18 protein-coding genes and 1 tRNA gene are annotated in these 23,529 nt (G+C 35.8%); 10 read left to right on the forward strand and 9 right to left on the reverse strand.

Features of this window, described 5'->3' with window-relative positions; genetic code table 11:
- The first annotated feature begins 8 nt into the window (after positions 1–8).
- The 3 genes from P5P89_RS13680 to P5P89_RS13690 all read left to right on the forward strand — a co-directional run bounded on the left by P5P89_RS13680 (position 9) and on the right by P5P89_RS13690 (position 3,386).
- The gene (locus tag P5P89_RS13680) at positions 9–1,562 is read left to right on the forward strand and encodes a carboxylesterase/lipase family protein (protein WP_278008834.1); all 1,554 of its coding nucleotides are present in this window, start codon (positions 9–11) and stop codon (positions 1,560–1,562) included.
- Positions 1,563–1,580: 18 nt separating this feature from the next.
- Entirely contained in the window at positions 1,581–2,594 is a 1,014-nt protein-coding gene (locus P5P89_RS13685; RefSeq protein WP_278008835.1) for an alpha/beta hydrolase, read from the forward strand.
- Positions 2,595–2,876: 282 nt separating this feature from the next.
- Positions 2,877–3,386: a response regulator gene (locus P5P89_RS13690; protein WP_278008836.1), complete on the forward strand. Its 510-nt coding sequence runs from the start codon at positions 2,877–2,879 to the stop codon at positions 3,384–3,386.
- Positions 3,387–3,461: 75 nt separating this feature from the next.
- On the opposite strand, the gene P5P89_RS13695 is transcribed toward P5P89_RS13690, so the two are convergent.
- The 8 genes from P5P89_RS13695 to P5P89_RS13730 all read right to left on the reverse strand — a co-directional run bounded on the left by P5P89_RS13695 (position 3,462) and on the right by P5P89_RS13730 (position 14,758).
- Positions 3,462–3,887 carry a response regulator gene (locus P5P89_RS13695; protein ID WP_278008837.1) on the reverse strand — a complete coding sequence of 142 codons (426 nt, stop codon included), beginning with the start codon at positions 3,885–3,887 and terminating at the stop codon, positions 3,462–3,464.
- Positions 3,888–4,871: 984 nt separating this feature from the next.
- Positions 4,872–5,153, reverse strand: a complete 282-nt coding sequence (locus tag P5P89_RS13700) for a hypothetical protein (RefSeq protein WP_278008838.1) — start codon at positions 5,151–5,153, stop codon at positions 4,872–4,874.
- A gap of 54 nt (positions 5,154–5,207) precedes the next feature.
- Positions 5,208–6,560: a S41 family peptidase gene (locus P5P89_RS13705; protein WP_278008839.1), complete on the reverse strand. Its 1,353-nt coding sequence runs from the start codon at positions 6,558–6,560 to the stop codon at positions 5,208–5,210.
- A 130-nt stretch (positions 6,561–6,690) separates the two neighbouring features.
- Positions 6,691–7,434 carry a hypothetical protein gene (locus tag P5P89_RS13710; protein ID WP_278008840.1) on the reverse strand — a complete coding sequence of 248 codons (744 nt, stop codon included), beginning with the start codon at positions 7,432–7,434 and terminating at the stop codon, positions 6,691–6,693.
- A 117-nt stretch (positions 7,435–7,551) separates the two neighbouring features.
- The gene (locus P5P89_RS13715; RefSeq protein ID WP_278008841.1) at positions 7,552–8,571 is read right to left on the reverse strand and encodes a T9SS type A sorting domain-containing protein; all 1,020 of its coding nucleotides are present in this window, start codon (positions 8,569–8,571) and stop codon (positions 7,552–7,554) included.
- 72 nt (positions 8,572–8,643) lie between these two features.
- Positions 8,644–9,984, reverse strand: coding sequence for a hypothetical protein (locus tag P5P89_RS13720; protein WP_278008842.1), 1,341 nt, complete (start codon positions 9,982–9,984; stop codon positions 8,644–8,646).
- Positions 9,985–10,397: 413 nt separating this feature from the next.
- Positions 10,398–13,670 carry a TonB-dependent receptor domain-containing protein gene (locus P5P89_RS13725; protein WP_278008844.1) on the reverse strand — a complete coding sequence of 1,091 codons (3,273 nt, stop codon included), beginning with the start codon at positions 13,668–13,670 and terminating at the stop codon, positions 10,398–10,400.
- A 50-nt stretch (positions 13,671–13,720) separates the two neighbouring features.
- Positions 13,721–14,758: a FecR family protein gene (locus P5P89_RS13730; protein WP_278008845.1), complete on the reverse strand. Its 1,038-nt coding sequence runs from the start codon at positions 14,756–14,758 to the stop codon at positions 13,721–13,723.
- A 304-nt stretch (positions 14,759–15,062) separates the two neighbouring features.
- On the opposite strand from P5P89_RS13730, the gene P5P89_RS13735 reads away from it, so the two are divergent.
- On the forward strand, positions 15,063–15,692 hold the full coding sequence (locus P5P89_RS13735; RefSeq protein ID WP_278008846.1) for an RNA polymerase sigma factor: 630 nt from the start codon (positions 15,063–15,065) through the stop codon (positions 15,690–15,692).
- Positions 15,693–16,480: 788 nt separating this feature from the next.
- Entirely contained in the window at positions 16,481–16,927 is a 447-nt protein-coding gene (locus tag P5P89_RS13740) for a hypothetical protein (protein WP_278008847.1), read from the forward strand.
- A gap of 109 nt (positions 16,928–17,036) precedes the next feature.
- Here P5P89_RS13740 and P5P89_RS13745 read toward each other — a convergent pair.
- Positions 17,037–17,109, reverse strand: a tRNA-Met gene (locus P5P89_RS13745).
- A 117-nt stretch (positions 17,110–17,226) separates the two neighbouring features.
- Between P5P89_RS13745 and era the strand changes: the two genes are divergently transcribed.
- From era to P5P89_RS13770, 5 genes are all read left to right on the forward strand, one after another.
- Complete coding sequence (era, locus tag P5P89_RS13750) at positions 17,227–18,108, forward strand: GTPase Era (protein WP_278008848.1); 882 nt, start codon at positions 17,227–17,229, stop codon at positions 18,106–18,108.
- Between the two features lie 129 nt (positions 18,109–18,237).
- Positions 18,238–18,789 (forward strand): CHAP domain-containing protein, encoded by a 552-nt coding sequence (locus P5P89_RS13755; protein ID WP_278008849.1) that lies wholly within the window; start codon positions 18,238–18,240, stop codon positions 18,787–18,789.
- 348 nt (positions 18,790–19,137) lie between these two features.
- Positions 19,138–20,445 carry a ribosome biogenesis GTPase Der gene (gene der, locus P5P89_RS13760; protein WP_278008850.1) on the forward strand — a complete coding sequence of 436 codons (1,308 nt, stop codon included), beginning with the start codon at positions 19,138–19,140 and terminating at the stop codon, positions 20,443–20,445.
- Between the two features lie 154 nt (positions 20,446–20,599).
- Positions 20,600–21,952 (forward strand): carboxypeptidase-like regulatory domain-containing protein, encoded by a 1,353-nt coding sequence (locus P5P89_RS13765; RefSeq protein WP_278008851.1) that lies wholly within the window; start codon positions 20,600–20,602, stop codon positions 21,950–21,952.
- Positions 21,949–23,394: an outer membrane beta-barrel protein gene (locus P5P89_RS13770; RefSeq protein ID WP_278008852.1), complete on the forward strand. Its 1,446-nt coding sequence runs from the start codon at positions 21,949–21,951 to the stop codon at positions 23,392–23,394. Before P5P89_RS13765 ends, P5P89_RS13770 begins: the two co-directional genes overlap by 4 nt.
- Positions 23,395–23,529: the final 135 nt, after the last annotated feature.

Below are 23,529 nucleotides of genomic sequence, written 5' to 3' on the forward strand. Positions count from 1 at the left end.
CTTTAGATATGAAAAATATTTTTTTTAGTGCTCTCGCTTTGCTATTGCTTGGTTTTACAGATGGTGCCAAAGTCCCTCTTACGACACAAATAGAGGTAAAACAAGGCAAATTATCAGGAATTGAAGAAGATGGATTATTAGTATTTAAAGGAATCCCGTTTGCTAAACCACCCGTTGGAGACCTTAGATGGCATGCTCCTCAACCGGTAAAAAAATGGGATGGCGTATTACAGACAAATAAATTTGCACCTGGTCCATTTCAGGGCGGCAATCCCCCATCTGGGAAAAGTGAAGACTGTCTCTACCTCAACGTTTGGACTCCGGCTAAATCTGCCAAAGAAAAAGTTCCGGTTTTGGTGTGGATCTATGGAGGTGGGTTTGGAGCTGGTGCAACTTCAGAAACGACATATAATGGGAAAAACTTAGCTAAGAAAGGGGTAGTACTGGTAAGTATCGCTTACCGTGTGGGGCCATTAGGATTTTTGGCACATCCGGAACTGAGTGCTGAAAACCCAAAAAAGGTTTCAGGAAACTATGGTTTACTAGATATGATTGCAGGCTTGCAATGGGTAAAAGAGAACATTGCTGCCTTTGGTGGTGATCCAAATAAAGTCACAATTTTCGGAGAATCAGCAGGCGGGATTGCTGTAAGCATGTTATGCGCTTCGCCTTTGGCAAAAGGTCTTTTTAATGGAGCAATATCACAAAGCGGAGGCTCATTTGGACCTACAAGGGCTACTACTTATCCAGGTGAAAACCTGAAAACACTTAAGATTGCTGAAAACGAAGGATTGGATTATATGAAAAATGCCGGTGTCGCTTCAATTGAAAAATTAAGGTCAATTGAGCCTGATAAACTACCTGCAGGACGTGGATGGCCGATTATTGACCGATGGGTAATTCCTGACGACCAGTATAAGCTATATGAATCGGGAAAATATAATGATACTCCAATTCTTATTGGCTACAATTCAGATGAAGGGGCAAGTTTTACAAGAACCAAAGACCCAAAGGAATTTATCAGCAGTGTAGAAACGCGCTATGGCAAATTTGCCGAAAGCATTTTAAAAGCATATCCTGTAGGTGAGAATTCGGTTCCAAAAACAGCTCGGGATTTATCGCGTGATGCAGCTTTCGGATGGCAGACATGGTCCTGGGCTAGACTACAGGCAAAAACCGGAAAGTCAAAAGTGTTTTTTTACTATTTCGACCAGCATCCCGACCATCCTAAAGATTCACAGTATTATGGTTTTGGTTCTTACCATGGACAAGATGTAGCCTATGTTTTTGAGAACCTGGATAAATCAAACCCTCAAACAAGTAAATCAGATTTAGAGATTTCAAATCTTATGGGAACCTATTGGACAAACTTTGCCAAGTACGGTGATCCTAATGGCAAAGATGTTCCTAACTGGCCAGCTTTTAGCAATTCAGATCCCAAGTTGCTGTATTTCAATAATAGCGCTTACACGGGACCTGTTCCGAGTTTAAAATCACTTGAGGTTTTAGATTCTTATTTTTCTTGGAGACGTACACCAGAAGGTGAAGCCTGGGCAAAATAATTTGGATTAAATACAAAAATGAGTATAAAATTAAGGCACAAATCTGACACGTTTGGCTATAAAAAAATCAATATGATTTTTAGAGCTAATCTGCCAAATAAAGTTTCACGGATGGAAAGAGCAAATAAAGTTTATCGTTACAGAGGCAAGGCAGGATTAATTCTTGTATTTCATTTTCTTATACTAGCTGTATCTGTTCAGGCTCAGGAAAAAATTATTTTATATTCATCTGCTATACCTAACTCAAAACCATCGGCTTTAAAAGAGTCCGGAACAGGGATGTACAAAGATGTAACAATTCCTACTCTTGAATACTTTAGACCTAATACAGAAAAAGCTTCAGGAGCAGCGGTTATCATCATTCCGGGTGGCGGATATTCAGTCGTTGTGTATGATGGGGAAGGAGTAAGTACTGCCAAAGCTTTGGCTGAAAAAGGGATTGCCGCATTTGTGCTTAAATACAGACTGCCAAATGACGCTATCATGAAAGATAAAAAGACAGGTCCGCTTCAGGATGTTCAACAAGCCATGAAATTAGTGAGAGATAATGCTGAGAAATGGGGATTAGACAAAAATAAAATTGGCATCATGGGATTTTCTGCCGGAGGGCATCTTGCCTCTACGGCAGCAACTCATTTTGACAAAAGCTACATAGATAATAAAGAGATCACAAGTCTTCGCCCTGATTTTCAAATTCTGGTATATCCTGTCATCAGCATGACTGCTGCTTTGACTCATACTGGCTCAAGGGATAATTTATTGGGAAAAAATCCGAATAATGAAGATGTCGATTTGTTTTCGAACGAGCTGCAGGTTCAGCCGAATACGCCACCGGCATATATAACACATACTGCTGATGATAAGACTGTAGATGTAGATAACAGTATTATTTATTTTGAAAAGTTGAGAAAATATAAAATTCCGGTTGAAATGCATATTTATCCCAAAGGTGATCATGGTTTCATTTTCAGGCATCCGGGATGGATGGAGCCGCTATTTGGCTGGATGCAAAACAATGCATGGCTAAAATAAATATCATTAACAAAGATATTTTTAAATCATATAAATAAAAAGCAAACTTGACATAGTGGTGTTTGCATTGAAATACGGGAGATACAAAATGTTAAACCGTTTTAAAGCAGGGCATCTAAAAGTACAATTTTAAAGTTATTTCGTTACTTGCAAAATCAAATGAATCAGGCAAAGATTTGCTTCTTAAATATTAGGTCATGATGTTGATTTTAAGATAATTAATTCAATGAAATATTATTACATATTTATGCGTACTTTTGGATTGTAAAAAACAATTTCTATATGATAAGTTCTGAAAATTCATCCGTAAATAATAAAGACTTAAAAGAAGATGAGCCATTAAAAATTATATTGGCTGAGGATGATAATGATGATCAGGAATTATTTATGGATGCAGTAGATGCAACAAATGTTCCCGCTGAAATAATTACGGTTGGAAACGGCGAAGAACTGGTTAATACCTTGAAGGATGATTCCGAAACGAAACCTGATATTATTTTTATAGATATCAACATGCCTGTTAAAGGCGGTAAAGAGGCGCTGGCAGAAATAAAGAACGATAAAGAACTTAAAGACATTCCTGCAGTTATGTTATCGACGTCTAATAGTCCTAAAGATATAGAAGATACTTTGAATAAAGGAGCAGATCTTTATATCCAAAAGCCCAGTTCTTTTAAAGGTTTTATTCTCATTTTAAAAAAAGTCTTCGTTCTCTATTGGACAAAAGCGCTGATAAATCCTTTAAAAAATATGTTTTTCATTTCTGAAAATAATATATCCCGGGAGGATTAGTGATATCTTTCTCTATTCGCCTGTTTTATTAGATACATCAACATTATAGGATAAGATTCCCATATCTTTATTTTTCTAGGCTACATAAATAGGAGAGACACATTTCTGCCAGTATTCTACAATTATTCTAAGTATATCCTTCAATTCATTAAAATCTGATGGCTTGACAAAAAAGCCCTGAACCGATTTTGAATAGGCTTCAATAACATCCCGCTGGTCTGCGCTCGTTGTAAAGAATAGATAGGGTATGGTTTTTAATCGTATATTTTCATTCTCGAATATTTGCTTTCTTAGCTCAATTCCACTTAGTTTTGGCATGTTGATATCAGAGAAAACTATAAAAGGCTCTTCAAGTGTTGATCGCAAATGATCAAGTGCATCCTGTCCATCATTAAAAAAAATAATTTTATTGTTATAGTTCAGTTCTTTAAAAACGTCACTAAATATATATTGGTCGTCCGGGTCGTCTTCTATAATGATTATAGCTCCTTTTTTATTCATGATAATTTAATTTTGGTAAAATCGAATATAAAATATCAGTTTGGGGCAGATAATATGACTAATTTAAACAATTTTTTTTATTCTGAAAATAGGTTGAATCCGATTTAATAACAACATAATTTTCGCTTTGCGGGAGAATAATGGAGGAGCTGAAATTTTTGTTCATGTTTCAGGTGTATCAGAAAGCATTCGTCAAAATTATGAAGTAAGATATGATCTAAAATAAGGTCGTAAGGCTCGAGTGGCAGGAACATAGTTGTAGTATAACTTATATACTATCACAGTTGATTATAAAGAGATCTCCAAAGCAGCTGCCTTTACTATTTTTGCAAAATCTGGATTTCTTTCGATATGCTTGTCTTTAGAGTCTTTTTATTGCTTCAGCGATAGCTGAAATTCTTTCCGTGCCCGTTCACATATTAATAAAACTAGATAAACTTTATGATTATACTTTACGTACACGTATTACAAATCCGCACTATCTCTGTTTTAGGATTATAGTTGTATAGCTAAAGCAGGATTTATTTAATAATCTGTATAGTTATTTTAGGACTACACATAGGACTACACAGGACTACACATAGGACGGTTCAGCTATATAGATAAGGTATAGATAAGCATAGATAGTGCATGAAGAGTGCATGAAAGAGAACAATTAAAATGGATGCCGAAAAAGACGAAAGTTTATGAAATAACAAGTTAGTCTTCCGACTTCGCTGGACATGACAAGAATAGAAGTTTTATAAAACAAAAAAGCTCCAGATTTCTCTGAAGCTTTTGTCTAAGTAGCGGTAAGCATTCAATTATCTAACCAATTTATGGAAGATTTGAAGACATTCCCTTGCTATTAATAGGGACTGTCTTTCATTCGCTTTATGAATTTGGTTTGGATGTACTGTTGGGGATTGATGTAAATTTTTATGTAATTTTAGTTTTTTTGATATGAGTTATAATATTCGAAATAATGATTTTTATATCAATTCTTTAGCGAGATCTTTTTTGCATTTCAGAATTCATTTTGCGGATACTTTTGTACATAATGCTCTGTACAGATTTTCTCTTCTTTTCGTACCCTTTTATACAGGTTTCCAGCTCGGAAATAAGGTGCTTGAACTGGCTGTAGGTATCTGTTAACTCGTCCATCCCTTCACGGGTTTTGGTTTCTTCTTCAATGGTGATCTTATCTTTAATTACTGAGGATAGTTCTTCAAACTTACGAAAAGCCTCCAGTATATTCCTGTGTTCTTTTGCATCAATTCCCTGCACTCTGCTTGTGTTTTGCTTTAATATTCAAGACGACTTGTTTTTACCTCGTTATCTTCAAGGCCATGTTTTCTTAATAACTAATGGTTCTGATACTACATTGAGGTTCTGTTTTTTAAGAGTTTGTATTGTCATGCCTTTTATACTACGTCTATTTCCTGACATAGAATTCAAGGCTTGCTTCAGTAATATTTCATTCATATTTCCTAAAGGGAAGACTTCTAATTCCTGAAATTCCTTTAATACAACAGTTGGCTGTAAGCCGGCAGCGTAGTTGCCCTCTCCATTAGCATTAAATAGTTTGTAAATTGCGGGGTATAAAACCCATTTTGCCTGCGCACCAACAATTCTGTCGTCTTCAACCGGAAAACTGGCAACGTCTTTACCCACGGTTTTCTCTCCAATGGTTATCACTTCCATAAACGGTTTTAGGTTGTTGATTATGATTTCAGAAGCTGATGCAGTATGGCCGCCGCACAAAACATAAACCCTCCGGATTTGCAGATGGGCAGCCCTAAGTGCCTCAAAGCTTACTTGGGACTCATTCATCTCCAGTGATTCTTTAAAGGTCTGGTTCACTTCTCCGCCGTTGGAATTTCCCTTAAACCGGATGAACTGGTTAGTGGATTGTATGTTGGGTGCTAAAAGTATACTGAGTGCTGTAGCCGATGAGACATCGCCGCCGCCATTATACCTTAAATCAACGACAACTTCGTTAACAGACTGATTCTTAAATTCCTGAAATGCATTCAGTAGCGACTTCGAAAGACCAACATAAAAATGTGGTATTTCAATGTAGCCCACTTTATTATTCTGGTAGGGAATAACCTGGCTAAGGACAGGCTGCAAAAAAGAAAACCCCTGACTAATATTAATCTGTTTAGGGACTGTAAATCCTGATTTTTCAGAATAAGAAACCATCTGTAACTTAGCATCCTTAGTAGCTAACAAATTTTGATAAAGGTTATTATAATTTTCTTGGCTTAAAGCAGTGCCACCAATGGCAGTTATTAACTGTCCACGTTCAAGCCCATTTCTCTCTGCTGGTGATTTTGAAAGTACATACATCACTACGCCATATACCTGTCCTTCGTATTCCATAAAAGAAAGATCAAAGCCAAATGAATTCTGGAGGCTTTGAGGAAATGTTTCCGCTGAGGAAGTGTGGATCGCATAGGAAAAACGGTCATTCTTATTTACTAAAGATCCAAAATACTCCTTCGGTGGCAACGATAAATTGCCCTTGCCGGGCATACTTTCGTTCCAGTAATAATAGCGTTTCATTTGTGTGTAAATCCAATCGTTTATATACTCATTTGTGCCTTCCTCATAGGTTAAAGGAATATCGTCATTGGTTTGGCAGGCAAATAAAATACTTGCAAACAGGAGAATTAAAATTAACTTCTTCATCCTTTATTTTTGGTTTAAAAATAACTTTTCAATTAATATCGGTTTTTACACCAGTTGGAGAATCTTTTAGTAGATTAGTTAAACTTATGAGGTTTAAAAAAAACACAGGTTTTGTTTGAAGATCAATTAATTAAAGGTAATCTGCAATATCGATATCTCCTTTTATGACAACTGTTCCGTTTTCTTGTTTTTCCTGCAGCACAATCATATTGACACCATAGGTTTGAATGATTTGTACTTTTATGGGGCTTGCGCCGGTATAAGGTTCTGTAGTACCCGGTTTGTAAAGCTCTAAAAATACGGGTGCTGTATTGCTGAAAAAATTGTAAATCTTAAATTCAGAAAAATCATCTTTTCCAATGTTTTCAAATGTAGCAAGTACCGCTCCGTTTTCTCTTTTCAGCACTCCTTTTACACTTTCAAGTTGAGTACCTGAGAATTCTCCTAAATTAGCAAAAAGAAACTTAAAGCCCACTTTACCTAAATTTATAGTAGGTTTTACAGCATAGACTTCTAGAAAAATATCAGGTAAATTAAAAAAATAGAAATTCTCATAGTCTGCACTATTATCATAAGTAATTTCATAGGTGGCGATTTGAGTGCCCGTTTCGTGGTTGTAAATAGCTAAGGGATTTTTTTCGCCTTTGTCCAGCACAAAGTTGAGGGTTGTTTCGATTTTTTTGGTATAGAAAGTATTTTCATTAATGATTACTGGCTTACCATCTAACCTGATTTCTATTGCATCAGGAGTAGAAAAACCTTTTATATTGACCTTTGCAGGTTTTTGTGCTACGTCAAATTCATTGGTAAGTTCACTTTCGCAGGATGTTGCAACTACTAACAAGGCGAGTAGTAAAGCTCTTGCTTTTTTCATAAGTATTTTGTTTTTATTCTTAATTTCTTTCGAAATGTTTTAATTTCCCGAAGCTAAATAAACAGCAGCGGGAATTTTTTGAAGCTTTCTATTTCGCCAGTATCAAACGAATATTTATTATTTATTTTTGATGAACTTCAACTTTTCTACCACCGTGCCGTTTGTTATATGAACAATATAAGTTCCGGCCGCCAAAGCCGATACTTCTATCTGGTCTTTATAGACTGTAGCCAATACTTCTTGTCCTAACATATTATATACTTTAACAAAAGTAGTGGTTGGCTCAAAAGCAGGGTTTAATTGTAACTGTAAAGTAGAAACTACTGGATTTTGAATTAGTTGGGTAACAATTTTAGGAGCGTTTACATCCTCAATACCTAATAGCGCTGATGCAAAAATCTGCATCTCATCTATTTGGAAGGTAGCGGATGAATTGGTGTCTTTAAATGGACTACTAGAGATTGCTGCGGGGTTGTTTACAACAGTATTGTTCTGCCAGAATCCAATATAGATTTTCTGCCCTGCATACTGGGAAAGGTCTGCCGTTGCCTGAGCGAATAATGAGTTGCCTGCCGCAATATAATCAGCATTGGTAATAACAAGTCTTTTAGGAAGTACGTTAGGATTATTAGTATAAGCCGCTGTAATATCAGCACGCAACGCTTTAAAATCTGTTACATCCGGAACAGGTTTTATGGGTGTACTTACATAAACAAAAACAGTTTTATCAGTATTATTAGCTGTAGAAGTAGTATTATAAATACTTACTCTGCCTATCATAGCTGCCAAAATAATGTCTCCAGACGCTGCTGTTAAATCAATTTCAGGAGAAATGACCCAGTCTTCTATATCGTTGTTATAATCAGCCTTTAAATTTGCAGGACCGCCAACAACATTTGGTATATAGCGACTGTATCTTAAAACGTTATCGGGCGATACTTCTTCATACATATTTGGAGTTGCGGCTTTACGTACAACCTGCTTTCCTATGTCCCAGGTGTTATTGTTATTGTTCCCGTCATAGAATTTCCAGCCGGCTCTCTCCTCTGGGGTATCAAAGGTGTTTTCCCATACAATAAATTGAGCACTGCTAACACCAAATACTAATAAAGCAGTAAAGAGTAATAAATTTTTCATAATTGTAAAATATAAAGAAAACAGGCGGTATTTTGCAACCGCCCGTTTTCAGGTTAAAATTTAAACTTTAAGTTAAAACGAATAATTAGTCCACGTTCCTTGGAAATCTCCACAGTTTCTTGGAGAAACAGTCCATGATCCTTCATTAAAGAATGGCTGAGTCATTCCCCAAACAGCTGCAGGGTTAGATGTAGAAGTAGCTGTTACGCCAGAAATAGTAAGGGCTACTGTAGTGCTTCCTATTCTTGAAGCTGTAGCATACGTAAAGCCGTGAGCACTCACATTTGTGAAGTTAAGGTGTGCTGAATTTACAGCAGCACCGCTCACTGTTTCGTTCAGGATTCCTACTGGATAACCCGTAACTGTCGCATCGTTTAGAGTTAATCTACCGTTTCTTCGTACGTGAATGGCATTTTCATACAAAGCCCCATTTGTACTGCTTTTTGCCCCTATAATAGTTAAATTACTAATTACCGGATGTGTAAAAGGTGTGGCTCCTGATCCTGATGCATTGTTGTCTAACTCAATCCCATTTGAATCTGGGCTTGTACCACTCAAACTGTGAGTAGAGCTGTAATTTGCCAATACCAATGCACAGCTAATAGTACCAACATAACCATTGTCAAAATCGAAATTGTCATCATCTGCTGCATACGACACTAAATTGGTTGCATTTACTGTCCCACCAAACCATTCGAATGAATCATCTTTACCGAAAGATACCTGAACGTGGTCTATGGTAGTACCAGAACCAACTCCTCCCATTGTTAATCCGTTGATTTCGTTACCATTTCCGTTAGGATCTGTAGGCAATACTCTTCCTGCAAACTCAATACGCACATAAGTTAATGACCCTGAGTTATCAGTATTATTGGTAGTAGTAGTAGAACCATAGTAATATTGAGAAGGATTAGATTGATCTGTAAGCCCTTCGATTACATTGGAATCTGTCCCTGTATTCACCTGTGCTTTCCCTAAAAGGATAACCCCTCCGAAATCTCCAGGACTAGCTGTAGTATCATCATCACAATCCAAAAGATTGTAGCTGGTAAATACTACAGGAGCCGTAGCAGTTCCGTTGGCATTTAGCTTACCACCTTTTTGTATCACCAATATACCAGTAGGTGCAGTGCCGTTAGGTACGCTTCCTTTGATGTAGGTTCCTGCCTCAATAGTAAGAGTTACACCGTTTAATACATTTACAATTCCATCAATTTCCCAGATTTTGTCTGCAGTCCAGGTTGTAGAAGCAGTAATGTTTCCGGAAACTGTTTGCACGGGTTTAGAACACGCAGCTGAATACTCAGCAGAAGCTGATTGCATACCAAACGAATCAGCAGCTGATCCAGCTTCATTCTCACTACAGGCTGTAAGCGATAGTGCTACAAGAGCTACAAAAAATAAATTTCTCATAATATTAATTGTTTAGAATTATTAATCCGGTTGTTTTATTTTTAATCCGGATCGTTTTACTGTTTAAAGGATACCCGCCTCTGTATCCCCGTTACCTGGTTATGCTTTATCACTTTGCATTGCCAGAGGCAGGACTCTGCAAAGCGTCTCTTCCTTCTTCCCTTGCCAGGCTGAGCTATTCTGGAAAGGTTCCGTTTTTTCTACTGTACCCTTGAGGCTACCGATGGTGCACTCACCAATAAACTTTAAGATTACAGCCCGTCAGGATGCGGAAAAACCTGTACAATGGCGCATTATGTTAATTATAAATTTTCATTATCATTCTTTTCTTACTGGTCTATACCCAAAATAAATGCTGTATTTGTATTTCATCTGAAGCAGGTTCAGGTGTGACTAGGTCAAATTCGATCCTTCTAAAAACTATAATTCATACTTAAACTAAAAGTTGTTCCTCTATACCCCCTGAACATTAGCTCGTCTGTATCTTTATCGTATTTTTTTGATGATCCCGGTGATAGTATGTATCGATCTCTTATCGCCGTATTGTCTTCCTGACCCCAATTAGGATTGTCAGTTTTATAGCTCAGGTAATTGTTATAGGTCTCTATTGGTATATTAAACAGGTTTTTTATATTAAATTTTACCTGAAAGTTTTTGTCTTTCAGGAAACGATAACTCAATTGTGCATCGGTAGTACTGTATGGCCGCTGAATTTCTTCATCTTGATAATCATAACCCACCGTAATATATTGGTCACCTTTAGCATTCTGAACAATATTGAGTCCAAGGCGTTCCCCATCATAAGCAAATCCCAGATTGTATGCCCAGGGCGTTTGCCCAAACATGGGTCTATTGGCCTTATAGGTTGAGGTATCTGCCTGCCCGTCTTTGCCAAATCGGTTTATGTATCCTATAACTTTGGTATCGTTAAAGGTAAAGTTGGCACTCACAAAAAACTTGTCCAAAAAAGGGTTTTGTCCTATAAAACCAAAGCTTTTTCGTATTTCGGCTTCAAAACCGGTTAAAATGGCCTGTTTGGAATTCGCCACATATAACTCCAGGCTTCCTTCAGGAGCTCTATAACCGACACGTTCAATAGGGTTTATAAATTTCTTATGGTAAACTCCAAAAGAGAGTATCTCGCCGAGTCCCGGAAACCATTCCCACTTAAAATCATAATTATTCACGATAGTAGATAGTACCCCGCCGGCATTAATTATATTTGCTGAAGCAATAGGATCATAAAAGGGAATAGCGGTTCGTTCCTGAAACGATGGTCTAATCACGGCTCGGCTATATGCCAATCTCATATTCATTTTGGTAGTGGGACTATAAGTAAAATTTACCGAAGGCAAAAACTCCCACAGTTTGTCATCTAACTGCTTCTCATCAAAGCCATCCTCTACAGCATCCTTCCTTTGCGTTTGCAGCAGTTCGTATTTGTAGTATTCTGCCCTTGTACCCCATACCAGCCTCCATTTGGTGTTTATACGCTGATCAAACATCAGGAAAGGAGCGTGCTGGCTAACTTTGCCGTGGTATTTTTCGCCATAAAAATCCGTGACGGCCCAGCCTACTTGCCCTGGCTCATAATGGGTGCCATCGAGTAGTTCAGCAAACGAATAAATATTTAATCTATTTCTTTCGCTAGCAGGAATGTTGGGACGGTTTTCATCTACTTTCAGGCTTGCAGCAGTCTGCTGGTTCGTATTCTCTCTCAACGCACCAAAATATCCTGCCTTGATGGTATTTTTAAAATGCTCTTTATTGAGTTGCAAGGCGATATTTGCTCCGAAATTATAATCCTCTGAATCATTGTCGATATTTTGTCTGACAATGGGTGGACTTGAATTATAGACATAGTAATATTTATACATTTCGTTTCCAGACATTGCGTAATACTTCAAATTGGATGTGAAGTCTTTCATATCATATTCAACTGCTGTACGTGCTGCAAACCAGTTTAAATCTATCGTGTTTCCCAGTTTATGATTTCCTTCCAGTTTATTTTGCAACAATTGCTGATACACAGGGTAGTTGTATTCGCTGGTTCTGGGTAAAGCAATCGATTCAAGACCCTTGCCTTCCGGTAATACTCCAGTATAAAAATAATAGTATGAATCATCTGAAGCGGTATCTCCTTGTTCATTCCAACCCGTTATCTTTGTAAGGCTAATATCTGCTGTATGGGTATAGGAATTACGAAAAGAAAACCTGTTTGTTCCCAACTGTAGCCCAAAATTCAGCATTCCTGCAACTGTTGAACTAGTTGTATAACTAGCTCCCCTGTTTTTGTAATCAAAAAAACGTGTTGGATTAGTATCATCTGGCCGAAAGGCATTATACATCCAGTTCGAACGTGCAGTATGGTCTATATCTAAAATGGTTTGTTCGTATTTAGAACTTACTGCTCCGGCAAAGCCCCATTTGTTATTATTTTTTAATTCGATTTTTTTACCAAAAGCCAGTTGAAAACCCGACCCAGGATCAGCTGTAGTTTTGTATGTGGTAAAATTATCATTGGTAAAGCGTTTGGATTGCTCAAAGAAATTCTTGGTATTAAAATCTGAATATTCAAGTCCTTGCGGAAAATCCCTTGTACCATCATCATATCCAAAATAATCGTTTTTGCCTTGTTGCCGGGAAAGGAATGGCTTAAATGTAGCTATACTATTATAAGAAGACCCCCAATTGAAAGAGAAAAAATCTTTATTCGGAATGTCTTTTGTTTTTACTTCTATATAACCGCCAGCAAAACTGGCATTCATATCGGGTGTAGCTGTTTTGTTTACCACCACGCTTTCTACCATTGCCGTTGGAATTATATCGAAAGAGAATTGGTTGTTGTAATCCGTACTCGGCAATATTATTCCGTCCATCACCGCCGTATTCCATCGCTCTCCCAAGGAGCGTACCACTACAAATTTGTCCGCTATTGTTGTTACTCCCGTAATACGTTTTAGTGAAGCTGCCACATCACTATCAGGTGTTTTTGCTATTTGCTCAGCAGAAATACCATCGCTCATTTGAGCCGCTTTTTGTTGCTGTCTAAATAATCCATCTGTAGAAGCAGCTGTCTTTTTGTAAGTGCTGGTTACTACTACTTCACTTAAAGATTGGTCAGAGTTGTCTTTTAAAGCAATATTTAATGAGGTTGTATTATTTTCGGTTACGACAAGATTGGTAATTCGTTGTGTTTGAAACGAAATATACCTTGCTTCCAGGGTATATGTGCCAGATTGTAATGAAAATGAATAAGTACCATCATTACCAGATATAGTTGTCAGGTTTGTTACTCCTGTTATTTGTAGGGTTGCGCCGGGAAGCGGTACTCCTTGACTGTCTGTAACAGTTCCTTTAATGCTTCCCGGTTGCAGCTTTTTTACAGGTCCCTTTTTGACAATAATATAGGAGTTCCCACTTTTTTTGAAGGTGAAGTTTGCTGAGGATAAAGTAGACTGTAAAATTTGTTCCCATGTTTGATTTTTTGCTTTATAAGCAGGGATATTTACTCCTTTTACCACATTCAAATCAAAAAGGATATTTATTTTGCTTTCTTGTGTCATTTTTGTAAGTCGCTTGTCTAATGTTTCGGCAGGAAATTCTTTATTTAGGGTTTGTGCTTGTAAAGTGCTAATTGTAAAAATTTGTAGTAGTATAACCACTATAAGGTGACGTTTGTACATTGGGTGTTTATTGATTTTTGCTAATTTTATATTTATGTGTTTTCGAAATTTTAATAGATAATTAATTTGTCTGATTGGCTGAGGTCATACTTAATATTATACAATAAGCTAATACCATCCATAACTTCTTTCAGACTAACATCGCGGGGGAAAGAGCAACTGAGTAATTTTCCGTCGAGTTTATTGTTTTTAATTTCAACGGTTACATTGAAATGTTGTTTTAATCGCAGTTTGAACTCTTTAGCATTGGCACCGCTCATTACCAGTCGGTTTTCCATCCAGGAGGCGGCATCTTCCCAGCTGACTTCACTTTTTACAGTACTTCCCGTTGTCTTGTTAAATGTAATTTGTTTGTTTTTAGTGAATACGCCCAACAAATTGCCCTGATGCTCCACTTGTACTTTTCCATCTCGTACCGATACCGACGTTTCATCTAATTCTTTATAGGCTTTGATGTTGAATGAAGTTCCTAATACGGTAGTTTGTAAACTGCTACTATGAATGATAAAAGGTTTTTCGGGGTTTTTGGCAATTTTAAAAAAAGCTTCTCCTTCTTCAAGCCAGAATTCGCGATTTTCGGTATTAAATTCTGTTTTTATTATGGCTACCTTGGTATTGCTATTCAGGTGTACTGTAGAACCATCAGGTAATGTTATTTCCAGATGCTCTCCTTTTTTGGATTCAAAATAGGTTTTGTTGTCAGCGTATTGTTGTGAACCTTTATTCTGAATAGTTTCTTTGGAAGTAAAAAAGTAAGTTCCGATACCTGCAAACAGAATTGCCATTGCCGCAACTGCATATTTGATAAACGGACTTAAACGGATTACTTTTTGTTTTACAATTGGTTTTGGTGTTTCCTGTTCAAAACCAAACTCGACAGTCAGTCTTTGCCAAATAGCGTTACAGCCTTCTTTTACTTCTGTTTCTGTAGCATTGTAAGCTGTTTTTCCTGAATCGGGATTCCAATTTTCTATTATTTCTTTTTCTTTTTCAGTTGCCTGTCCATTAGCATAGCGTTCGAATAGTTGGGCCAGCCAGTTTATTGTATCTTGTTTGTCGTTGAAGAACTTCCTATTACTTTTATCCATATTTAATTTTTTTAAAGCACTATTGAGTTTGCTTCTAATAAGATAATCGTATGCGAAAGCACCTTTTTCTTTCGGAAATTTATTACTAATTGGTTAAGGATGCGTTATGTATTTGTTAATGGCGCGAAGGCAAAGGCTTGATGGAATATTTGTTGTTTTTGTAATTGTTCAGTTTTAGGTAATTTGTATAAAAAGAAAAGGTTAAGAACTTTTTTTTGATAAACAACAGATGTGTTTTGTTGATTTTGATTCTTACATTTGAGCTTATAATGTTGTTATTTTTACAGGGATTTTATACCATATTATGAAACTATCAGATAGACACCTCTTGGAATTGATTGCAGAAAAGGATGAAAAATCCTTTAACGAATTTTACAAAAGGTATTCGTCATTATTGTATAAATGGGCTCTTAACCGGATTGGTAATGCAGACATTACTAACGATATTGCTCAGGACTTTTGGTCGACTTTATGGCTCAATCCTCAAAAGATTAAAACAAATAGTGAGGGTTCTGCTAAAAATTTCATGCTTCATTTTTATACTTTTAGGATATTAGATTATCTAAGAGCGAACAAGAAACAAAAAGAAAAAACAGTTGTAGGAGAGGAGCAGTTGAATGCTCTTGAAAATACATTGTCATATACTCACATTTTAGAGGATATACAGGAGCAGGAAATATATGATCTTATCGAAGAGGTATTACTTGATTTGCCCGAGTTAACCCGACAGGTATTTGAATATAGATGGCGGAAACAATATTCTATCCAGGAAACATCCCAAAAATTGAATTTGGATGAAAAAGGAGTCTATAATCGAACGTTTGTAGCTCTTACAGCTATTCGGAATAAAGTTAATGTTATGCTTGAAGACGAAAAAGGAATTGACAATCCTAAAACGCTTTTAGGACTGGCAGTTTTGTTGAATTTATTTTAGTTTTGTGGATTTTTTCTTAATATTTCTATTTTATTTTTTATGGAGAATTTTATCGTAATGTTGTGTTGTTCTTATGTTTTTAATTCCTAATATTTTTGCTTACCATGGAGTACACCATATGGCCCGCAGGCGAGGATTCAACAGGACTAAAACTAATATGTGGGGATTGATAAGGAATCCTAATTTACTGCGGTAAAATATTCATTTCAAAATACAAAGAAGAAGAAGAAGAAGAAAGCAGATTTGTTATCGTACAATACGAAACTTGATTTTTGAAGGATTGTTTTATAATCTACAGGATATTTTATCATCCATTAATACTGCCCGGGGAACCCATCAAGAGCTGAAATTTAAGCTAATGAGAGTAAAACTTTTACTATTTTGAGTAAATTCGTTTTTAGGCTTTGGGAAGTAGTGTAACGCCTTACTTTAGGGTATAAAAAAAGAGAACCAATTTCTTGATTCTCTTCTTTGTAGTAGCGGGAACAGGACTCGAACCTGTGTCCGCCGTGGCAGATATGAGCCCGACTAGCTGTAAAGATTTAAAAATAAAAAAAGCTCCAGATTTCTCTGAAGCTTTTGTCTTAGTAGCGGGAAGCATTGAAATATCTAACCGATTTTTTTATGATTTTAATGAAATTTTATCTGCATAAATTGTATTAGAAACATTCCTTATATTCGCTTACAAAAAGTTAAACTATGATATAAAAGGATGTCATTTTATCTTTTTAGTTAAGTTATTAAAAACCATGTTTTTTATGGTTTAATAAAATTTAGATTTTTTTAAAATGAGCGAAATAATTTTTGGAAGTGAATATCATCAAATTTTAGAGAATCTTTTGAGAGAAATAGATTTGTCTAAACTTCCCTTATACGGAGAAAATGAGATTTACAGAATTAATGCAGGTAGATATGGTAAAGTCAAAATAAAATTAGATATTGAGAGAGATAATGAAAAAATAGAATATATTCGAGATTTATATAATAAGACTAATAATCCTATTAATTGTTATACATACGAATGGGAAGCTAAAGAAGAAAAACTTCCGAAATACCATGAAGAATATATTAAACCAGTGATATTAAGGTTTATCGAAGTTTTATCAACAATTAGCAATAGCAATAATGTTGTTTTAAAATTTTCAGTTGTCGATGGAGACTGGAAAACATCAGAAAACACTGCGCATCATCTTGCAACAAAAAATGCCTTAATAGAATTGTTTAAACAAATATAAAATTATACTCTTGTTAGAACCATCCTGTTCGCGAGCTAAATAAAATCAAAATCTTTACAAAATTACTAAAACAAAAAAAGCTCCAGATTTCTCTGAAGCTTTGTCTTAGTAGCGGGAACAGGACTCGAACCTGTGACCTTCGGGTTATGAGCCCGACGAGCTGCCTACTGCTCTATCCCGCGATGTTTCGGGTGCAAAGATACGCCGATTTTTTAGAAATCCAACGAAAACTTTAAAAAATGTTTTATTTTCTCTATTGAGTTGATATGACTACCTTTGCATCTTAAAATATCATGCAAATGTCACATAAAGCAGGTTTCGTAAATATTATCGGAAATCCAAATGTTGGAAAATCAACATTGATGAACGCTTTCGTTGGAGAACGATTGTCGATCATTACATCAAAAGCACAAACTACACGTCATAGAATTTTAGGAATCGTAAACGGAGAAGACTTTCAGTTGGTCTTGTCTGACACTCCCGGGATCATCAAACCCGCTTACGAAATGCAGGAATCGATGATGAACTTCGTGAAATCGGCTTTTGAAGATGCTGACATTTTAGTTTACATGGTCGAAATAGGAGAGCAGGACTTAAAAGATGAAGACTTTTTCAGGAAAATCATTCATGCCAAAATTCCGGTTTTACTACTTTTAAACAAAATTGACAATTCAAATCAGGAACAATTAGAAACGCAGGTCGCTTTCTGGAAAGAAAAAGTGCCAAATGCAGAGATTTTCCCAATCTCGGCTTTGCAGAATTTTAATGTCCCGGAAGTTTTTGGAAGAATTATCGAATTATTGCCGGAATCACAGGCTTATTACCCAAAAGACCAATTAACAGACAAGCCAGAGCGTTTTTTTGTAAATGAAACGATTCGTGAAAAAATCTTATTGAATTACAGCAAAGAAATTCCGTATGCAGTAGAAATCGTTACAGAAGAATTTCACGAAGATGAAAAAATCATCAGAATCCGTTCTGTGATTATGGTGGAGCGCGATACACAAAAAGGGATCATTATTGGTCATAAAGGTGCCGCATTGAAAAAAGTGGGAACAGATGCACGTGCCGATTTAGAAAAATTCTTCGGAAAACAAATTCATATTGAGCTTTACGTAAAAGTGAACAAAAACTGGAGAAGCAATGCGAATATGCTGAAGCGATTCGGATATAATCAGTAAAATTGTTTGGGCGTGTCCCAAGGACCGGGCTGTACACTATATCTTTTGTGGCGAACCCCGCCACAAAAGGATGTCGTTTCCATCCCTCACGCAATAGAGCTAAAAAGAACATTATTCTTAAACAGAGAAATGAAAATTAAAAAGATTACGCTTTTGATTATTTCAGTTTTAGTTTTGGGTTACGCTGGTTTAAAAGTCGTAAAAAAAGTAAATCTAAACAGTGATTATGTAATCGGACAGCCACTTGATAGTTTAAACGGAGTCAAAGTGTATTATAATGGCGGTGTTGATCATGTCCTGGAAAGAAACGTTACAAAAGACAATTACAATTTAGGTCTTAAATACCAATGTGTAGAATTCGTAAAACGATATTATTACGAACATTACAATCATAAAATGCCGGATGCATACGGTCATGCAAAAGACTTTTTTGATCCAAAAATAAAGGATGGCGATTTAAACCAAAACAGAGATTTGATTCAATATACAAATTCGAGTAAATCAAAACCAGAAATTGGAGATTTAGTAATTTTTTCAGGATCGGTTTTAAACAGATTTGGACATGTTGCGATAATTTCTAAAGTTTCAATAAATGAAATAGAAATTATTCAGCAGAATCCGGGGCCTTTTAGCAGTTCCAGAGAAAAAAATTGCTTTAAAAAATCTGGAAGGCAAATATAAAATTGAAAATAGCAGATTGCTTGGCTGGTTGCGAAAAGAATAATCTCTTTTTAACAGAAAACATTCTTAAAACCGTGATTTCCTAGCCCAGATGGGAACGATATCCTTTTGTGGCGGGGTTCGCCACAAAAGATATAGTGGACAGCTGGATTAGGCTCCTTAAAAAAATAACAAGAAAGAATAAAAATCTTAGGTACTTAGTCCCGATAGTTATCGGGATAGCAAATAAGTAATTTTTTTAACTACCTTTGCAAAAAATTAAAACACAGCATTTTGGATTAAGGATTATATGGTTTTGTCAAAAAACAGAATCTAAAATCTAAAATCTGGAATCTAAAATTCAAAAAAATGAATAACATTGTTGCGATAGTAGGAAGACCTAACGTAGGGAAATCGACCCTGTTTAATAGGCTGATACAAAGAAGAGAAGCTATTGTAGATTCAGTATCTGGGGTTACCCGTGATAGAAACTATGGTAAAAGCGAGTGGAACGGAAAAGAGTTTTCTGTCATTGATACGGGGGGATACGTTCGCGGAAGTGATGACGTATTCGAAGGAGAAATCCGTAAACAGGTAGAGCTTGCTATCGACGAAGCCGATGTTATTATTTTTGTAGTGGATGTTGAAGAAGGAATTACACCAATGGATGAAACGGTGGCTAAATTGTTGCGTAAAGTAACAAAACCGGTTTTATTGGCTGTAAATAAAGTAGATAACGCAATGCGTGAGAAAGATGCGATTGAGTTTTATAATCTTGGATTAGGAGATTATTTTACTTTCGCAAGTATTTCAGGAAGCGGAACAGGAGATTTATTAGATGCTTTGATCGAAGCTTTCCCAGAAAAACCAGAAGTTGAGGTTAAGGAGGATTTGCCTCGTTTTGCTGTTGTAGGGCGCCCAAATGCAGGAAAATCCAGTTTTATCAACGCTTTGATTGGTCAGGATCGTTATATCGTAACAGACATTGCAGGAACAACCCGTGATGCAATTGATACTAAATTTGACCGTTTTGGTTTCGAATTTAATCTCGTTGATACAGCAGGAATTCGTCGTAAGGCAAAAGTAAAGGAAGATTTAGAATTTTATTCGGTAATGCGCTCGGTAAGGGCAATTGAGCATGCCGATATTTGTATTTTGGTTATTGATGCAACCCGCGGATTTGAAGGTCAGGATCAGAGTATTTTCTGGCTGGCAGAGAAAAACCGTAAGGGTGTTGTGATCTTAGTAAACAAATGGGATTTAGTAGAAAAAGATACCATGTCTACTCGTGATTACGAAGAGAAAATAAAAAAAGAATTAATGCCTTTCACAGACGTGCCAATTCTTTTTGTTTCGGCATTGACAAAACAACGTTTATTGAAAGCGCTTGAAGCGACGGTTCAGGTTTTTGAAAACAGAAAACAAAGAATTGCTACTTCAAAATTCAACGAATATATGTTGAAAGTTATTGAGGCTTATCCGCCACCGGCAACAAAAGGTAAATATGTGAAAATTAAATATTGTATGCAATTACCAACTCCAACACCTCAGTTTGTATTTTTTGCCAATATGCCACAATATGTGAAAGAACCATATAAACGTTATCTGGAAAATAAGATTAGAGAAAATTGGGACTTTTCAGGAGTTCCGATTGATATTTATATTAGAGAAAAATAAATTTTTAAGTCCCGTTTTTGGGACTTTTTTTATGTCTTTTTTCAATTGAAAACAGCTTTATATTTATGAAATGGCATACTATTTGAATAAATGTGAAATTCACAATTAAACCATTTTATTCTTTTGAAGTCTTATGGTTCTAATCAAACATTTTATGACCAGATTATATTACTTTTTATTGCTTTTTGTTTTTGTCTATTCTGCTAATGCTCAGAATGATATTGTTCTTAAAGGTACTGTGCTTGATATTAATACACAGCTGCCGGTAGAATTGGCTACCGTTTATTTTACGACTGTTAAAGATTCAACGGTTATTGATTATGCAACGACAGATAAAAACGGTTTCTTTAGATTGAACACCAAAAAACTGGATAAACCGGTTTTCCTTAAAATAAATTATTTAGGGTACCAAACTTACACAGAAGAACAAAATGGCCTTTTGGAAAGCAAAGACTTTGGAAAATTATATTTGATCGAAAGTGTTAATGCTTTAAATGAGGTAATTGTTAAAAGTGAGGCTCCGCCAATTCGTATGAAACAGGATACCTTAGAATACAATGCAGCTTCTTATAAAGTCCGTCCTGATGCAAATGTAGAAGCATTATTAAAACAACTGCCTGGTTTTGATGTAGATGATGCAGGAAAAATCACGGTTAATGGAAGGGAAGTAAATCAGCTTTTAGTGAATGGAAAGCCATTTTTTGACAGGGATGGTGCAATGGCTTTAAAAAATTTACCTGCCGAAATCATACAGAAAGTACAGGTTTCTGATTTTAAAACCAAAAAAGAAGAATTAGCGAAACAAGAATCCACATCAGATTATTCGAGTATCAACCTGACGATTGATGAAAAGAAAAATAAAGGGTATTTCGGAAAAATTTTGGGAGGTTATGGCTCTGATGACCGTTATGAGAGCAGTCTGATCATGAATTTCTTCAATAACAAACAAAAAATCAGTATTCTTGGAGCTTCAAACAATATCAATTCAACGGGTTTTACACAAGATGAAGTATTTGACAGTATGGGAGGTGGAAGAACAGCCAGGGGAGGCGGAAATTCTGGAGGAGGAAAAGGAATTACACAGTCTAACTTGTTGGGTGTTAATTATTCTGATGACTGGACAGAAAAACTCATGGCATCCGGAAGTTACAATTTTTCGAATACGATTAATAAAAACGATAGCAACTCTAATGAACTGAGTATTTTACCTACGGGTAATAATTATACTAAGGCTGATTCTAAAACACGAAATGAAAGTACTGGAAATACAGCAAACTTTGAATTGGAATACAAAATTGACCCAACCACACGTCTTGTTATTACTCCAAATGTTAGTCAAACCCGTTCAAATGGAGAATCTGATTCCTCGAGTAAAACTTGGCAGGATGATGAAAACGGCCAGCTTTTAAACGATGGTACATCAGTATCGAACAAAGAATCAACCGCAACGAATTTTGCCAATACAATCAATTTTAATAAAGCTTTCGAGAAAAAAACCGAAATATGAGCTTTGTTTTTTCGAATAATAATACCAAAAATGATTCAGATGGGTTTAATGATATTAAGACCATTTTTACTATGGAGCCAGACAAAAATGTTAACAGATACCAAAAAACAAGTGGTAAAAATGTTTCCGACTCCTACTCGATGGATCTTGAATATACAGAACCGATTACAGATTCTTTAAGAGTCCGTTTTGGTTCCGATTTAGATTGGCAGAGTTCTTCAAATGACCAGAAAACTTACGATGTCGACCGTTTGACAGAGGAAATTTTAGATTTGAATTCTTCATTAACAACCTATACGACATCTGCACAAAATTCTGTAGCGCCAAAAGTTGGAATAACATTGCGAAAAAGTAATTATACCTTAAATCTGGATTCGAAAACGACTATTGTTAATTTTGACAACTATTCATTGTATATGGGGAACGAAACGCAGTTAAATAAAAAATATGTCCTGCCTTTTGCTTCTGCCCAGCTGCGATATAAATTTAGTAAATCTAAGAATTTGACATTCAAGTACGATTACTCAAATGCAATACCTTCAGCCAATTATTTAATGCCAATCGTTAATTTAAATAATCCATTAAATAGTATTATTGGTAATCCTGATTTAGATCTTATTGAGAAAAATTCGATAAATTTTAATTTCAGGAATTTTGATTTCCGCACCCGTTCGGGATATGCTTTTTCCCTAAAAGGAGATTATTTTGACAATGACATTGTATCGACTTCGGTCTTTGATGCAAATGGTAGAAGAACGACGACGTATGTAAATATTTCAGGAAATTATTCCCTTTCTGCCGGAGCAAACTGGAATCAGTCGATTAAAAGGGATGAACATGTTTTACGATATGGGATTGGTTTAAATGGAAAATACTCTTTTAATAAAGGATATACAAATGCTGTATTATATAATGCTAAATCAACAGCAATTTCTCCTAAGTTGTATTTTACTTATGAATATGGTGAGTTGCTGACTATTTCCCCATCTTACGGATTGTCATTTAATGAAACACATTACGAAAATACTTCTGCAAATTCGACTTCAGCAGTTGTGCACCGAGCCGGTTTGCAAACTACAACTTATTGGCCATCCAATTTAATTTTTGGAAATGATTTTGGATATACTTACAACTCTAATATTTCGGATGATTTCAAAAAAGATTTTTACCTATGGAATGCAAGTTTATCGTATGGTTTTTTACAGAAAACATTATATGCTAAAATAAAAGTTTATGATGTGCTGAATCAGAATCAAAGCGCTACAAGAACCATTTCTGCAACCTCAGTTCGTGATGAAGAAAACACTGTTTTAAAACGTTATGTGATGTTCTCGGTAGCATATAAAATTGGGAATTTTGCGTCTGAAAAAGGTTCGAAAAGAAGAGGAGGAGAGCGAGGTGGTGAAAGAGGAGATCGAGGAGAAAGAGAAAGAGATATATAATCTAAAGGCTCTCAGATACAAAGTTTTTATTTGTAAAGGTTAATTTTAAATAAAAAAAAATTATATAATAAAAAAAACTCTGGCTTAGCTGGAGTTTTTTTTAAATAAGACTTATGATGTCAGGTTTTGGTATTC

Source organism: Flavobacterium gyeonganense (assembly GCF_029625295.1).
GTDB lineage: Bacteria > Bacteroidota > Bacteroidia > Flavobacteriales > Flavobacteriaceae > Flavobacterium > Flavobacterium gyeonganense.